Raw genomic sequence first — 14,727 nt, 5'->3', positions numbered from 1 at the left:
TCCTAATGCAGGCGGGGCGTGGCGCCCTGGCCCTTCTCGTCGATGACAGCGCCGCGGTGGAAGCGGTCGAGGGTGAAGGCAGCGTTGAGGGGATGAGGCTCATCGCGCGCGATGGTGTGGGCAAAACAGAAGCCAGAGGCAGGGGTGGCCTTGAAGCCGCCATAGCACCAGCCGCAATTGAGATACATGCCGGGCAGAGGACCCGCGGTGATGATGGGGGAGCCGTCCATCGACATGTCGCAGACGCCAGCCCAGGAGCGCAGCATTCGTACGCTGGCAAGGCTCGGGAACAGCGCCAGCATTTCCGCCATCACCTCTTCCACGATCGGCAGGTTGCCGCGCTGGGCATAAGAATTGTAGCCGTCGAGATCGCCGCCATAGATCAGGCCGCCCTTGTCGGACTGCCCCATGTAGAAATGGCCCATGCCGAAGGTGACGACGGTATCGAGGAACGGCTTCAGCGATTCCGAGACGAAAGCTTGCAGCACGTGGCTTTCGATCGGAAGCCGGTCGATGCCGGCAAGCTGCATGACACGGCCGGTACTGCCGGCGGCCGCAAGAGCCACCTTCCTGGCGCGGATCTCGCCGCGTGTGGTGACAACGCCGGTGACGCGGTCGCCGTCCCGCAGGAAACCGGTGACCTCGCAGTTCTCCAGTATGTCGACGCCGCGACGGTCGGCACCGCGTGCATAACCCCAGGCGACAGCATCGTGACGGGCCGTGCCGGCACGCGGCTGCATCAGGCCGCCGAGAATGGGGAACCGCGCGTTGGCGGATATGTCGATTGCCGGCATCAGCCGCTTGATCTGTGCAAGCGACATCAGTTCGGCATCGACGCCCTGGTGGCGCATGGAATTGCCCCGGCGGGCGTAGTCGTCGAGCTGTGCGGGGGTGTGGGCAAGGTTGAGCACGCCGCGCTGCGAGAACATGACGTTGTAGTTGAGGTCGTGGGAGAGGTTCTCCCACAATTTCATCGAATTTTCGTAGAAGTGGGTGTTGGCCGGCAGCAGGTAGTTGGAGCGCACCGCCGTGGTGTTGCGGCCGACATTGCCCGAGCCGAGATAGCCCTTCTCGACCACCGCGACATTGGTGATGCCGTATTCCTTGGCGAGATAATAAGCAGTCGCAAGACCGTGGCCGCCGCCGCCAATGATGATGACGTCATAGGACGCCTTGGGATCGGGCTTGCGCCAGGCGGGCTTCCAATCCTTGTTGCCGGACAGCGCATTGCGCAGCAGCGAGAGAGCCGAATATTCCGCCATGCCAACTCCATTCCGAATCCGCATGCGGCTCGGATAGCCCATTTGAGCGGGAGACTATAGAGCCAGCCTTGCGGCCAAAGCCAGAATTGCGCCACCGCTTTTCGACAGACCGACCAACCCGTTCCGGTGCGAAGCGGCTTGCTCCGCCCCAATGCCGTCTCTATCAAGGGCGAGATTTCGCAGCCTTGAGGTTGCTTCGCGGGTTGCCGTTCTATGCTTTATCGATTTGTCCGTCTTTTGCTGATCCTGGTTCTCACGGCCGCGATGCCTGTGCTGGTGTTGGCGCAGACCGGAATTCCGCTGCTTGGCGAAACCGCCCAGCCGGCGACTCCCGCCGCGCAACCGGCCCAGCCGGTGGCCCCGCAACAGGCTGCGCCGAATGGGGCAACCCAGCCCGCAGCGCCGCCCGTACAGGCAGCGCCGCAGGCACCCCAGGCCGCGCCGGTGCAGGCACAGCCATCCGATGAGTTGATCGCGGAACAACAGAATGCCCTCAAGGCGCTCGTCGCGAAGACCGACACCTTCGCCAAGCAGATCGATGACAACCAGGAAGACGACGGTACGCTGGTCGATATTCGAAGCCAGCTGGAAGAGCTTTCCAGGCAGGCACTCGGCACGGCGACCGTCTTCCGGCCGCGGCTGACCGAAATCAATGCCCGTCTCGAACAACTCGGCCCCCCGCCTGCGCAAGGCCAGCCGGCCGAGCCGGACATCGTCGCCACGGAACGCAAGGCGCTGACGAACGAAAAGGCAGAGATCAACGCCGTCATCGCCGGAGCGCAGACGCTCTCGGTGCGTATCGCGACCATGGGCGACAAGATCTCCACCTTGCGCAGCGAACTCTTCCGCAAAACGCTGACCAAGCGTTATGCGCTGAACGACCTGCTCAGCACCAAGCTCGCCGTCGACGCGAATGCCGAATTTTCCAATCTGTCCGGTGCTGTAACGTCCTGGTTCTCGTTCGTCCTCAAGTTCAAATACCAGGCCGCTCTGGTCGCAACAATCATGGCCCTGGTGGCCGCATTGGTCCTGCATATCGTGGTGCGGCGCATCTTCGGCCGCATCTTCGAGCCAGACCCGACCGTCGAGGACCCAACCTACCTCAGCCGCCTGTCGGCCGCTTTCTGGTCAACCTTGCTGCCGACGCTGGGGCTCGGCGTCTTCCTGTCGCTGGCCTATTTCTTCTTCGACTATTACGGGGTGCTGCGAGGCGATATCGGCATCTTCCTGAGCTCGATCATGGGCGTCATCCTGATCGTGTTCTGCGTCCATCGCCTGACCAATGCCGCGCTCTCGCCCGGCATGCCGAAATGGCGGCTGATCCCGGTCGAGTCCGGCCCTGCGCGCTGGCTGGTGGTGCTGTCCACCGCCATGGCGATGGTGCTGGGCATCAACGGCTTCCTGTCGGTGGTGAACGAGCAGATGGGCTCGCCTTTGTCGCTCACCGTTGGACGCAGCTTTATCGCCACCATCATCGTCGGCCTGATCCTGATCATGATGGGCCTGGTGCGGCCATTCCGCACCAAGTCAGGTGAATGGCGGCCATGGCCGGCCTGGCTGCGGTTCCTTGCCTATACGCTTGGGATCATCACGATCGTCGCCGCTTTGCTGGGCTATATCGGTTTAGCCAATTTCCTTGCGGTCCAGATCGTCATTACCAGCACGCTCTTGATCACCGCGTATATCGGCTTCCTGTCCGCGCGTGCCATCGGCGCCGAGGGTGGTTTTGCTGAAACGTCGATAGGACGCTGGATTGCCAGCCGGACGAGCCTGGAGGAGGGCACGCTGGACCAGCTTGGGCTGGCAACGAGCATTGCCCTCAATCTGCTGATCGTCGTCGTCTTCCTGCCGATGCTGCTTTTGATGTGGGGGTTCCAGTTCGCCGACATCCAGGCCTGGGCCTTCAGGATCGCGCTGGGAGTCACGGTCGGATCCGTGACCATTTCCTTGTTCGGCATCCTGACCGGGCTCATCGTCTTCATCCTCGGCTATTTCCTGACGCGCTGGTTCCAGTCCTGGCTCGACGATTCCGTCATGGCGCGCGGCAAGGTCGATACGGGTGTGCGCAACTCGATCCGGCTGGTGGTCGGTTATGCCGGCTTTGCCCTGGCTGCGATCGTCGGTATCTCGTCGGCAGGCATCAATTTGTCGAACCTCGCGCTCATCGCCGGTGGTCTTTCCCTCGGTCTCGGTTTTGGCCTGCAGAATGTCGTCTCCAACTTCGTCTCCGGCCTGATCCTGCTTGCGGAGCGGCCGTTCAAGGTGGGGGACTGGATCGTTGCCGGCGACGTCAGCGGGACGGTGAAAAAGATCAGCGTGCGCGCCACCGAGATCGAAACCTTCCAGCGCCAGTCGGTGATCCTGCCGAACTCGAACCTCATCAACAGCGCGGTCGGGAACTGGACACATCGCAACAAGCTTGGCCGTGTCGAGATCAATGTCGGTGTCGCCTATGGCTCGGATGTCCGGCACGTGCACGAAGTCCTGACCGAGATCGCGCGGGGGCATCAACTGGTGCTGAAGAACCCGGAACCTTTCGTGCAATTCGCCAATTTCGGCCTGAATGCGCTGGAGTTCCAGGTCCGTATCTTCCTGGCCGATATCACCAATGGCGGTTCGGTGCAGAACGATATCCGTTTCGCCATCATGGATGCTTTCGAGCGGGAAGGTATCGAGATTCCCTCGGCGCCACGCCAGCAGATGCCGCACGCGGATAGGGCACCCTGGCCGACCGACGACGACAAGACCGAGGCGTTGCACGCGGAAGAGAAGGCGGCGAAGGAGGAGGCAGAACGCAACCAGCCGAAGGGTCGCCGCAAGCCGCGCCGGCCCGATCCGGGCTAGCTGTGTGGGTCGGCTACCCAATTGCGGCATGAATGAGGCATTCAGTTGCGGTTCAGCTTGATTGTCCTATAAGCTTGATTGCGAAGGGCGAAAATGCCTCGCGAACGCAACAGAGGCGGTGGAAACACCGGAATTGCAATGTGGAAGATCCTCATCGCCGCCGTCGCTCTCATAGCCGCGAGCGAGGTTGGCCATACAGCCAGCGCGGTCAACAAGGACAATGAAACGCGCACGCTGATTGTCACGGAAGGCGGCGGCAAGAGCGAATTGACGCTCGCGGGCGGCGAGACCATCGAGTTCTGCGCGAGCGGCTGCTTCGTGACCCTGCCGAACGGCGACCTGGAAGCGTTGACTGGCTCGGAGACTGTCGTGATCTCGGGTGGCAACGCGACCGTCAAGTAAGCGCAAGACGCCTGCTACCAAAGACAAGGCCGGACATTCGTCCGGCCTCCGCGATGATCGGCATATCTCATCACAGCTCTCCGAAAACAGATGCCAGGCTGACCTGATCGCGAAAAGGCGATCGGGCTGCCCAGGCATACGTCGCGCCGCTTTTTTGCAATGTCGCAAACAGGCTGCAATCGCATCGCGACGGCCTATAGTGTGCGCGCGAGCATCATCTCGGAGTGGCATGCAATGGCAGGGTTCCCGAAAAAGGCGAAGGTCGTCATCATCGGGTTGGGGGGCATCGTGGGCGCGTCGGTGGCGCACCATCTGATCGAGCGCGGCTGGGACGATATCGTCGGCATCGACAAGTCCGGAATCCCGACCGATGTCGGTTCGACCGCGCACGCATCCGACTTCTGCTACATGACCAGCCATGACTTCCTGTCTTGCTGGACTTCGCTCTATTCCCTCGAGTTCTACGACAAGATGGGGCACTACGCCCGTATCGGCGGTCTCGAAGTGGCGCGGGTCGGTGACGATACCCGCATGGACGAGATCAAGCGCAAAGTCGCTTCTGCCAAGGCTTTCGGCACGCGTGCGCGATTGATCGAGCCGTCCGAGATCAAGGCGAAATTCCCGCTCATCGAAGAGAGCCTGGTGCAGGGCGGTCTCTGGGATCCCGATGCCGGCCTCGTCATCCCGCGTTCGCAGACGGTGGCAGGCAAGCTGGTCGACCAGGGCGTGGCTGCCGGAAAGCTACAGGCTTTTGCCAATACGGCGGCGAAATCCCTTGTCATCGAGAATGGCCGCATCAAGGGCGTGGTGACCGATCGTGGAACGATCGAGGCCGACCATGTCGTGGTTTGCGCCGGTCTTTGGGGCAGGCTGATCGCCGAAATGGCCGGCGAGGACCTGCCGGTGATGCCGGTGGACCATCCGCTCACCTTCTTCGGCCCGTACAATGAATTCGCCGGTACCGGCAAGGAGATCGGCTGGCCGCTGCTGCGCGACCAGGGCAATTCCGCCTATATGCGCGATACCGGTGACCCGAAGACCACCGAAGGCGGGCAGATCGAATGGGGTTATTACGAAGAAAAGAATCCGCGCCTGTGCCACCCGCGCGATCTGCTCGAAAAGCACGAGGCGCGCCTGTCGCCGTCGCAGCGCGATCTGGAAATGGAACAGATCCTCGAACCGCTGGAGCGCGCGATCGAGCTGACGCCGATCCTTGGGGAAATCGGCTACAACGAAGGCCATTCCTTCAATGGCCTGCTTCAGGTTTCGGCCGCGGGCGGCGCGTCCTGCGGCGAAAGCCAGAAGGTGCGAGGCCTGTGGTACGCCGTCGCCGTCTGGGTCAAGGACGGTCCGGGCTACGGCAAACTGATCGCCGACTGGATGACCGACGGTCGTACCCATGTCGACCATGCGTCGATCGACTTCAGCCGGTTCTACAAGCACCAACTCGAAGAAGGCTTCATCGAGGGCCGTTGCGGCGAGGCCGCGCAGAAGATCTATACGCCGGCCGTTCATCCACGCGAGCCTTACGCGACGGGCCGTAACGTCAAGCATTCGCCTTTCTACGAGCGCGAGAAGGAGCTCGGCGGCCATTTCATGGAGCTCGGCGGCTGGGAGCGTGCGCATGGCTACGCGGCCAACGCGCATCTGCTCGAAAAATACGGCAACCGCGTACCGGTACGCGAGAACGAATGGGACAACCGCCATTTCTGGCGCGTGTCGAATGCCGAGCACCTCGCGATGAGCGAGGACTGCGGCATCGTCAACCTGTCGCATTTCTACATGTTCGACGTCGAGGGGCCGGATCATGTCGAGCTGATGGAGTGGCTGTGCGCGGCCAAGATCAGCGGCGACAACAACATCGGCAAGGGTATCTACACCCATTTCCTCGACGACGAAGGCATGGTGCGTGCCGACCTCACCGTCATCCGCATGGCCGACCGCTGCCGCGTCATCGATGGAGCCGATGCAGGCCCGCGCGATTTCCACTATGTGAAGCGGGTGGCCGAGGACAAAGGCTTCAATGTCACCGTCACCGACGTGTCCGAGAAATTCGTGACCATCGGCATATGGGGGCCGAACGCCCGGCCGACCCTGCAGAAGGTGGTCGAGAATCCGGCCGGACTTGCGCCGGAGAACTTCCCGTTTGCGGCGATCAAGCCGATCAGGATCGCTGGCAAGGATGTGACGGCGTTCCGTATCTCCTATGTCGGCGAGCAGGGCTGGGAGCTGCACATGCGCTACGAGGACGGGCTGGCCGTCTGGGATGCGCTGCGCGCCACCGGCGTCATGGCTTTTGGCGTCGAGACCTACGCCAATTCGCGCCGCATGGAAAAGAGCCTGCGTCTGCAGAACGCCGACCTGTTGACGGAATACAATCTGCTGGAAAGCGATCTTCAACGCCCGAAGGTCAAGGAAGCGGATTTCCGCGGCAAGGCCAGACACCTGGAGCACCGCGCGCGCGACCATCAGCCTGCGATGCTGTGCACGCTGGTGATGACCGACAACACCGATGCCAACGGTGTCGCCCGCTATCCGGTCGGCGCCATGCCGGTGATGGACCCGGCAACCGGCGAAACGCTGGTCGATGAACTCGGCCGGCGCTCGTTCACGACGTCGGTGGCCTATGGTCCGACGATCGGCAAGAACATCGCACTGGCCTATCTGCCGTGGGCCTTTGCCAAGCAGGGGCAAAAGCTGCAGGTGGAGTATTTCGCCGAAACCTACCCTGTTGAAGTGGTCGGCGTCGGCTATCAGCCGCTCTACGATCCCGAGAATCTGAAACCACGCAGTTGATGGGAGAGTGTTTCCGTTCTTGACGGACCGGAAGCACTCCGACTCTGTGTTTCACAGAGTTCCAGACGGAAAACCGCTACACACTTTTGCTGGAATTGCTTGAGCACACTGTCACAAACCTCGCGAATTTGTGAGGGATAAAGCCCGGCCACGGCCGGGCTGTGTCTTTGTGGCAAGCCGAATCTCGCTTACTCTTCGTTCATGTCGGCATCCGCAGCGAGTCTCCTTCTTGCCGGCGCCGTTTCGGCGCTGACATTTGGATTGATGCCAAATGCTGTGGCCGCCGAGCAGGTCGACGTCGAACTGGTGCTGGCGGTCGATGTCTCGCTTTCGATGTCGCCCGAAGAGCTCGAGATCCAGCGGCACGGCTATGCTGCAGCGCTCACCGACGAGGCCGTGCTGCGTGCCGTAGCCGATGGCATCCATGGCAAGGTCGCGATCACCTATGTCGAATGGGCTGGCACCAATTCGCAGGTCGTGGTGGTGCCGTGGACGCTGGTGGCAAACCGAGCCGATGCCGAGCGCGTTGTGGCGCAATTGACGGCGCGCCCACCCAACAGCGCCCGCCGCACCTCGATCTCGGCGGCGCTGGAGTTCGGCGCGGACCTGTTCGCCGAAAGCGGCTTCGAAGGCAGCAAGCGCGTCATCGATATCTCCGGCGACGGACCCAACAACCAGGGTGCGCCCGTGCCGTTGGTGCGCGATGCAGTGGTGAAACAGGGGATCGTCATCAACGGCCTGCCGCTCATGACCAATGGCGGCATGGAGACGTCCTACGATATCCGCGACCTCGATCACTATTACCGGGATTGCGTCATTGGCGGCCCCGGCGCCTTCATGATCCCGGTGAATGGCTGGGAGCAGTTCCCCGAGGCGGTCCGTCGCAAGCTGGTGCTGGAGCTGGCAGGGGCCGCTTCACCGTTGTGGGCTGTCGAGGAAGCCGAACACCCGCCGATCGTCCTGGCTCAGGCCGGCCCGACGATCGACTGCCTTGCCGGTGAGAAGAAATGGCGCGATCGTGGCCTGATGTTCGACAGCCGATGAGACGGCTCTCCCTGTCTTGCAGGGAGAGGGGATGGGTTCAGGCTGCCAACAACTGCTTGCGATCGACCCGTTCCTGCTGGGGCGAACGGGCATAGAGTTCACGGTAGCATTTCGAGAAGTGCGAAGCCGAGACGAAGCCGCATGCGACGGCAACTTCGACCACCGGCAGGGACGACTGGATCAGGAGATGGCGGGCGCGGTCCAGCCTGATCTCGAGATAATAGCGGGCAGGGGAGCGCCCCATCTCGGTCCGGAACAGCCGCTCGATCTGGCGTCGCGACAAGTCGACATGATCGGCGATCTCGATCAGCGACAGCGGTTCCGCAAGGTTGCCTTCCATCAATTCGATGATGGTCAGCACCTTCGAATTCTGCACGCCGAGACGCGCACGCAACGGCAGACGCTGACGGTCGGTCGGACTCCTGACCCGATCGGTGAGCACCTGCTCACAGACACGGTTGACGAGGTTCTCGTCGAAATCATCGCCGATCAGCTTCAGCATCATGTCGAGCGCTGCCGTGCCGCCGGCGCAGGTGTAGACGTTCTGGTCGACCTCGAAGAGATCGGCGAAGACATTCGCCTTCGGGAAAGCCTCCTGGAAACCAGGCAGGTTTTCCCAATGGATGGCGCAGCGCTTGTTGGACAGGAGGCCGGCAGCCGCCAGGACATAGGCGCCGGTACACAAGCCTCCCACGGCCACGCCACGGTTGTATTCCTCGCGCAGCCAGGCAAAGACCGACTTGTTGTGATATTTCTCGACGTCCATACCGGTGCAGATGATGGCCATCGACGGGCGCTCGGGCCCTGCCATCTTGCGGCGCTCCTCGTCGAGCGAGGTGTTTACCGCGCAGAGAACGCCATTGGAGGCCTGGACCGGCTTGCCGTCGGCGCTGGCAAGCCGCCAGCGATAGGCCTCGTAGCCCAGCATGCGGTTGGCGATGCGCAACGGCTCGAGCGCTGTCGCAAATGCGACCATGGTGAAATCCGGAACCAGGAAAAAGACCAGCGATCGTTTGATGGGATGCTTAACAGCGTTCACTAGTTTCTTCCTCCCCATGACGCGATCAGAATGTCGCGATCAGCACAGCGTCATCAGGAAACTTATTTTCTGTCAATCGTCTAGAACCGTTCTAAAAGATAAAATTTGCGACATGGGTCGCAAATTGGCTATCAAAAGCGCTTTGGGTCAGGGCGCGTGGTTTGGTGCCGTCGGGCGATGCCGCAAAAATGCCAGTCTTTCGAGGTTTATTGCCGATCGTGCCGTTGTGCCGTTGACGACTGCAACTACTCCAGTTGGACGCGCGACTTGACATTCTTGTGAATGGAACGAAGCGTTAACCGTGTTAACCGACATACTGCGTCTTTGATCCGCAGCCATCGCTGAAAAGCCCGTGTTCGCAAAACTCGCCAAACTCAGTTCCGCAATCCTGTTGGCCGCGCTCGCAGCCGGATGTGTGTCGTCCGCGCTCGATGTCGGGGCAAAGGGCATACAGCCGATTTCCTCCAGGCTGGTCGCGGAGATGAAGCGCAAGGGGACGACACCTTCGTCGCCGATCCTGGTCCGCATCTTCAAGGAAGAAAGCGAACTCGAGATCTGGAAACAGGGCAGCAACGGCAAATACGCCTTGCTCAAGACTTACCCGATGTGCCGCTGGTCAGGTCAGCTTGGACCCAAGAAAAGGATCGGCGACCGTCAGGCTCCGGAGGGCTTTTACCACGTCAGCGCGGACCGGTTGAATCCGAATTCGCAGTACTACCTCTCCTTCAATCTTGGTTATCCCAATCGACTGGAGTCGGCGCTTGGCTATTCGGGTGAGGCCTTGATGGTTCATGGCGCCTGCTCATCCTCAGGCTGTTATGCGCTGACCGACGAGGGCGTGTCCGAGATCTATGCGGTGGCGCGTGAAGCCCTGAAGGGCGGCCAGACGTCGTTCCAGGTGCAAGCCTTCCCATTCCGCATGACCGCGCAAAAGATGGCGCGCAATCGCAGCAATCCCAATTACGGCTTCTGGACGGACCTGAAGAAAGGCTATGACAGCTTCGAGGTGATGCGCCGTCAGCCGAAGGTCGCTTATTGCGACAATCGCTATGTCTTCGACACCGAATTTGCCGGCGGCGATCCGACCGATCCGCTGGCGGCCTGCCCGCCCGCCATATCAGGCAGCGATCCCCTGGTCGCTGCGCGGACCGAGCGTGACCTCTCCACGGCCGAGACGATGGCTTCGACCATGACCGGCGCCGCGGTCCATGCTTACGCGGACGGCGGCATGCATCCCACTTTCCGCAAGCTGCTCGCTGCCAGCGGCGACAAGGCCTTGTCGAAAAGGACGTCGCTGACCAAGGTTCCGATCAGCCGGCCGGAAGCCGCACTGGCGGATCCATACAGCGTCTCGGAATAAGCTTTTCGCATCGATCGCTTCAGGTTGCTGGACAAGCGTCGCCATTGAAAACGCCGCCCTGGCGAAACCAAAGCGGCGTTGAGATCGTGCAGGCGTCACGTCACTGCTGTGGAATGTCCAGAGCAATTCCAGGAAAGTTGCGCAGCAGTCTTCCGTCCGGAATTGCGTTCCCGTGAAAGACGGAAACGCCCGAAGCTCAGGCAATAAAGCCGAGGCGGGCAGCCGCAACAGCACCGGTCTGGCCAGGCATGGTGTTGGCCAGGCGCTGACGCTCGAGAGCGGTGGTCAGGTTGATTTCACGGCGGGCGAACAGGCGAGCGAAAAGCTTCATCGTCATCTCCAATCAGTTGCTTAGACGGGTCGCCTTCGCGTGATGGAGTGGGGCAGCTCGTTTGCTGCAGTGCATATAGGCCTGTCCAAGTGAAAACAAAATCGCAAAAGCGAAGTGTTTCGCACGGAAAAACGACATCGCTGTTGTCGGTATTTCCTTGGGAAATCGATATTGCTTAGCTTTTACAGTGTGTTAGCCCAATTAGCGGCAGCTATGCGGCTTGTTCATATGCGTCATGCAACCATTGCACGGCAGGTTAACGACGCGGATCCCCCATGAAAAAGCCCGCCGGGAGAACCGCGGCGGGCCTCAGATCAGGCAATGCGCTGTCATTTTGCGCCAGCCCAGCTTCCGACGCCGGGTGCAATCGCCTTTGAGCTGACATCCGGCCAGCCAATGTCCTTCTGCACTTCGGCAGGCAGGGAGTTGATGGCACGCTCGGTGAGGTAGCGGCTGCGCGCTGCTCCGAGCTCGGTCGCGATCCGACCGATGGTCGATAGAATGGTCATGTGCTTTCTCCTTCCACGGTTGGCTGGAAATTCTGCTTGCTCAAGGCCTGCCAATGCGACCGCCGCTCCAGCGATTGTCAGCAGTGTCCGGTGAGGCCTTCTCGATGGTGTTGACTATGAACTTTCCGTGATGTTCAATCAAACGAAATGGGATGATGCTTTGCATCAGAAAATTTGAAGGTGATGCCATGAATGCGCCGCTCAACCATCCGCTTCCCTTGCTTGATCTGGATGTGCTTCGCACCTTCGTGGCGATCGCCGAGACGGGCAGCTTCACCACGGCAGCCACTGCGGTGTTTCGCACGCCGTCCGCGGTTTCCATGCAGATCAAGAAACTCGAGGACGTGCTCGGCCGCTCGGTCTTCGCACGCGATGCGCGTTCCGTGGCATTGACCACCGATGGGGAAATGCTGCTCGGCTATGCGCGCAGGCTGCTCGCCATCAACCGCGAGGCGGTGTCCAAATTCATCGTGCCGGACATCATCGGTGTCGTGCGACTGGGCTCGCCGGATGATTACGGCGAACGCATCCTGCCGCATGTACTGAAGCGGTTCGCGAAGTCGCATCCTTCGATCGCCGTCGATGTCACCATCGACCAGTCGATCAACCTGCGCCGGCGCATGGATGACCGCGCGCTCGACATCACGCTGCTGACCAATTCCTATAAGACCAGCGCGATCGGCGCCGAGGTACTGCTGACCGAACCGATCGTCTGGGCCGGCGCCAAGGGCGGTTGCGCACATCTGCGCGAGCCGCTGCCGGTGTCGATCTGGGAGGAGGGCTGCGTGTGGCGTGCCGGCGCGCTGGAGGCACTGGGACGTGAAGGCCGCAATTACCGCGTCGCGTATATGAGTGCTCACACGGCCGGTCAGCGCGCGGCGATCCAGGCCGACCTCGCCGTGGCGCCACTGCCGAAATCCTTCCTCGGCAACGACATGGTCGAACTCGGGCCGAAGGACGGCATGCCGCATATCGGCAACTACAATCTGGCGATGATCGTGGCGCCCGATGCGAGCGCGCCGGTCAAGGCGGTGGCGGATCACATCCGCGCGACCTTCGACGTGTTCCGGGAAACCGGACGGTTCTGACTACCTCAGCTATTCCGCTGCGAGCGGCATCTCCACCCGGCGTTCCTGCCTGTTCAGGAACGCCACGATATGATCGCGGGCGCGACGCGCTTCCGGCATGTTGATCAGCGGCCAGACGTGGAACATGCCTTCCTCGTGAACAAGTTCGATTTCGACGCCCGCTGCGCGTGCCTTGTCGGCGAAGACCAGGTTGTCGGGCGTCAGCAGATCGCGTGAACCGGTGAGCAGCAGGGTCGGCGGCAGCACGGTAAGGTCGCCATAGAGGGGGCTGATGTGCCAGTCGGTGCGGTCCATGCCCGCGCTATAGAGGCGTACTGCCTCCAGTCCGCCGGGGATGCCGAGCCAGGGATCGCGCTGCTCGGCGTCGAACACTTCAGGATTGGCCAGGGACATGTCCAGTCCAGGCGAGATCAAAACATGACTGCCTGGTGCAGGCAGGCTTTCCTCAGCCATTATCATGGTCAACACCACGGCCATGTTGCCGCCGGCTGAATCGCCCATGAAGACAATGTCTTGTGCCTCGGTCTCCGCGAGCATGTCGCGGTAGACCGTACCCACCATGCCGAACATGTCGTGGAAATCATGCTCGGGTGCGATCGGGTAGATCGGCACGGTTATGCCAAAACCCAGGCGGTCGGCCATCTCCGCGATCAGTGCCCAGTGATAGGTGGTGATCTCAAAGACATAGGCGCCGCCATGCAGGTAAAGAATCCGCCTGGCGCTGCCGTTTTTCGGTGCGATGTCATAGACGGGAAAGCCGGCAACACTGCGCGTGGTGACGTCGAAACGTTGTGTCACGGCGAGCGGCGGCTGGTGGCATTGCTTCCTGCGTGCATGCTGGATCCAGCGATGCATGTTTTCAGGACTGGAAAACGCCTTCTTGCGTGTGTGTTTCAGAACAAATGAAACGAGATGGCTACGGATGCTGGCCATGGAACATGACGGACTGATGCTGCGCCGGCTGACCGGCTATGACTACCCCCAAAGCTGAAATTTTGGCCTGCGGGGGCGAAAGTCAAGGATGACGTCGCGTCACCGATTGTGCCAGCCGTTGATGGGCTGCCGATCCGCCATCACGCCGCGGGCATATTGTCCTGCTGCAGCACCACCACACGGGTGCCGCTCTGGACGCGGCGATGCAGGTCGATGATGTCCTGGTTGAGCAGGCGAATGCAACCTGACGAGATCGAGCGGCCGATCGACCAGTCCTCGTTGGTGCCGTGGATGCGGTAGAGCGTGTCGACACCGTTCTTGAACAGATAAAGCGCGCGGGCGCCGAGCGGGTTCGTCGGCCCAGGTTCCATGCCGGCGGCAAGCGGACCATAACGCTCCGGCTCGCGCGCGATCATGTCCTGCGTCGGCGTCCAGCGTGGCCATTCCCGCTTGTACTGGATCACGCCGCTGCCTTCGAAGGCGAGGCCGGCCTTGCCGACGCCGACGCCATAACGCAGCGCCCGTCCTTCGCCGAGGACCAGGTAGAGGAAGCGCTTCGGCGTATCGATGACGACGGTGCCCGACGGTTCAGGCCCCTGATAGGCGACTTCCTGGCGGTAATATTGCGGATCGATCTTGGTGAGGTCGGGCGCGGGGATGGGGAAAGCATCGTCGGCCACTGCCGCATACATGTCGCGGTAATATTGCGGGACCTCACGCTTGCCCGGCTTGATCGAGCCGACCTTCTGCGTCGTGGTGCAGCCGGCCGCGACGAACGGGATGGCGAGGACGAATAGACGGCGGCTGATCGAAACGGACATGGCAAACCTGAACTGTTGACGTCTTTTGAACCGGTCGTCGCAGAAAAGTCTGAACGCTTCCAATCACCCAAAATCACGCTTTGGTGAAAGCTGCGGATCGGTCGGGAGTTTTCAGCGCTTCGAACAAGCGTCGACACGGCGGTTGCCGACCATGTCCTTGCCGAAGGGGGCGAGAAAAAGGCACCTGAGGCCAAGTGCGGCCATATGACGGGGGCTTTGACAGTCGCTGTGTCGCGAGGGTCACACCCGAGCGTTTCCGTTTTTCACGGAACCGCACAAACGCTCTCAGTTTTGTTTT

12 protein-coding genes are annotated in these 14,727 nt (G+C 61.3%); 6 read left to right on the top strand and 6 right to left on the bottom strand.

The window, feature by feature from the left end; genetic code table 11:
- Positions 1–2: 2 nt before the first annotated feature.
- Positions 3–1,262, bottom strand: coding sequence for a sarcosine oxidase subunit beta family protein (locus AC3WTO_RS10485; RefSeq protein ID WP_492460639.1), 1,260 nt, complete (start codon positions 1,260–1,262; stop codon positions 3–5).
- A 213-nt stretch (positions 1,263–1,475) separates the two neighbouring features.
- Between AC3WTO_RS10485 and AC3WTO_RS10480 the strand changes: the two genes are divergently transcribed.
- From AC3WTO_RS10480 to AC3WTO_RS10465, 4 genes are all read left to right on the top strand, one after another.
- On the top strand, positions 1,476–4,106 hold the full coding sequence (locus AC3WTO_RS10480; protein WP_492460638.1) for a mechanosensitive ion channel domain-containing protein: 2,631 nt from the start codon (positions 1,476–1,478) through the stop codon (positions 4,104–4,106).
- A gap of 138 nt (positions 4,107–4,244) precedes the next feature.
- A complete protein-coding gene (locus AC3WTO_RS10475; protein ID WP_492460636.1) occupies positions 4,245–4,508 on the top strand; it encodes a hypothetical protein in 264 nt (87 codons plus the stop codon).
- 234 nt (positions 4,509–4,742) lie between these two features.
- On the top strand, positions 4,743–7,304 hold the full coding sequence (locus AC3WTO_RS10470) for a GcvT family protein (protein ID WP_492460635.1): 2,562 nt from the start codon (positions 4,743–4,745) through the stop codon (positions 7,302–7,304).
- Between the two features lie 201 nt (positions 7,305–7,505).
- Positions 7,506–8,348 (top strand): DUF1194 domain-containing protein, encoded by an 843-nt coding sequence (locus AC3WTO_RS10465; RefSeq protein ID WP_492460633.1) that lies wholly within the window; start codon positions 7,506–7,508, stop codon positions 8,346–8,348.
- A 37-nt stretch (positions 8,349–8,385) separates the two neighbouring features.
- On the opposite strand, the gene AC3WTO_RS10460 is transcribed toward AC3WTO_RS10465, so the two are convergent.
- Positions 8,386–9,405 carry a GlxA family transcriptional regulator gene (locus AC3WTO_RS10460; RefSeq protein WP_492460632.1) on the bottom strand — a complete coding sequence of 340 codons (1,020 nt, stop codon included), beginning with the start codon at positions 9,403–9,405 and terminating at the stop codon, positions 8,386–8,388.
- A gap of 334 nt (positions 9,406–9,739) precedes the next feature.
- On the opposite strand from AC3WTO_RS10460, the gene AC3WTO_RS10455 reads away from it, so the two are divergent.
- Positions 9,740–10,747, top strand: a complete 1,008-nt coding sequence (locus tag AC3WTO_RS10455) for a hypothetical protein (RefSeq protein WP_492460631.1) — start codon at positions 9,740–9,742, stop codon at positions 10,745–10,747.
- A 196-nt stretch (positions 10,748–10,943) separates the two neighbouring features.
- On the opposite strand, the gene AC3WTO_RS10450 is transcribed toward AC3WTO_RS10455, so the two are convergent.
- Together AC3WTO_RS10450 and AC3WTO_RS10445 are read right to left on the bottom strand one after the other, a co-directional pair.
- Positions 10,944–11,078, bottom strand: coding sequence for a hypothetical protein (locus AC3WTO_RS10450; protein WP_492460629.1), 135 nt, complete (start codon positions 11,076–11,078; stop codon positions 10,944–10,946).
- 329 nt (positions 11,079–11,407) lie between these two features.
- Positions 11,408–11,587: a hypothetical protein gene (locus AC3WTO_RS10445; protein ID WP_492460628.1), complete on the bottom strand. Its 180-nt coding sequence runs from the start codon at positions 11,585–11,587 to the stop codon at positions 11,408–11,410.
- Between the two features lie 188 nt (positions 11,588–11,775).
- On the opposite strand from AC3WTO_RS10445, the gene AC3WTO_RS10440 reads away from it, so the two are divergent.
- Complete coding sequence (locus tag AC3WTO_RS10440; RefSeq protein ID WP_492460627.1) at positions 11,776–12,675, top strand: LysR substrate-binding domain-containing protein; 900 nt, start codon at positions 11,776–11,778, stop codon at positions 12,673–12,675.
- A gap of 9 nt (positions 12,676–12,684) precedes the next feature.
- Here AC3WTO_RS10440 and AC3WTO_RS10435 read toward each other — a convergent pair whose 3' ends face one another.
- Together AC3WTO_RS10435 and AC3WTO_RS10430 are read right to left on the bottom strand one after the other, a co-directional pair.
- A complete protein-coding gene (locus AC3WTO_RS10435) occupies positions 12,685–13,608 on the bottom strand; it encodes an alpha/beta hydrolase fold domain-containing protein (RefSeq protein ID WP_492460626.1) in 924 nt (307 codons plus the stop codon).
- 140 nt (positions 13,609–13,748) lie between these two features.
- The gene (locus tag AC3WTO_RS10430; RefSeq protein WP_492460625.1) at positions 13,749–14,429 is read right to left on the bottom strand and encodes a L,D-transpeptidase; all 681 of its coding nucleotides are present in this window, start codon (positions 14,427–14,429) and stop codon (positions 13,749–13,751) included.
- Positions 14,430–14,727: the final 298 nt, after the last annotated feature.

This window comes from Mesorhizobium sp. EU05-FHT14A09 (genome assembly GCF_058790995.1).
This window is presented reverse-complemented; position numbering and strand designations above follow the sequence as displayed.

Bases quoted from the DNA above. Each gene is read 5' to 3' on its own strand.
- AC3WTO_RS10470 (WP_492460635.1), top strand. From the start codon at position 4,743: ATGGCAGGGTTCCCGAAAAAGGCGAAGGTCGTCATCATCGGGTTGGGG.
- AC3WTO_RS10475 (WP_492460636.1), top strand. From the start codon at position 4,245: ATGTGGAAGATCCTCATCGCCGCCGTCGCTCTCATAGCCGCGAGCGAG.
- AC3WTO_RS10435 (WP_492460626.1), bottom strand. From the start codon at position 13,608: ATGGCCAGCATCCGTAGCCATCTCGTTTCATTTGTTCTGAAACACACA.
- AC3WTO_RS10430 (WP_492460625.1), bottom strand. From the start codon at position 14,429: ATGTCCGTTTCGATCAGCCGCCGTCTATTCGTCCTCGCCATCCCGTTC.
- AC3WTO_RS10465 (WP_492460633.1), top strand. From the start codon at position 7,506: ATGTCGGCATCCGCAGCGAGTCTCCTTCTTGCCGGCGCCGTTTCGGCG.
- AC3WTO_RS10480 (WP_492460638.1), top strand. From the start codon at position 1,476: ATGCTTTATCGATTTGTCCGTCTTTTGCTGATCCTGGTTCTCACGGCC.
- AC3WTO_RS10445 (WP_492460628.1), bottom strand. From the start codon at position 11,587: ATGACCATTCTATCGACCATCGGTCGGATCGCGACCGAGCTCGGAGCA.
- AC3WTO_RS10450 (WP_492460629.1), bottom strand. From the start codon at position 11,078: ATGAAGCTTTTCGCTCGCCTGTTCGCCCGCCGTGAAATCAACCTGACC.
- AC3WTO_RS10460 (WP_492460632.1), bottom strand. From the start codon at position 9,405: ATGGGGAGGAAGAAACTAGTGAACGCTGTTAAGCATCCCATCAAACGA.
- AC3WTO_RS10440 (WP_492460627.1), top strand. From the start codon at position 11,776: ATGAATGCGCCGCTCAACCATCCGCTTCCCTTGCTTGATCTGGATGTG.
- AC3WTO_RS10485 (WP_492460639.1), bottom strand. From the start codon at position 1,262: ATGGCGGAATATTCGGCTCTCTCGCTGCTGCGCAATGCGCTGTCCGGC.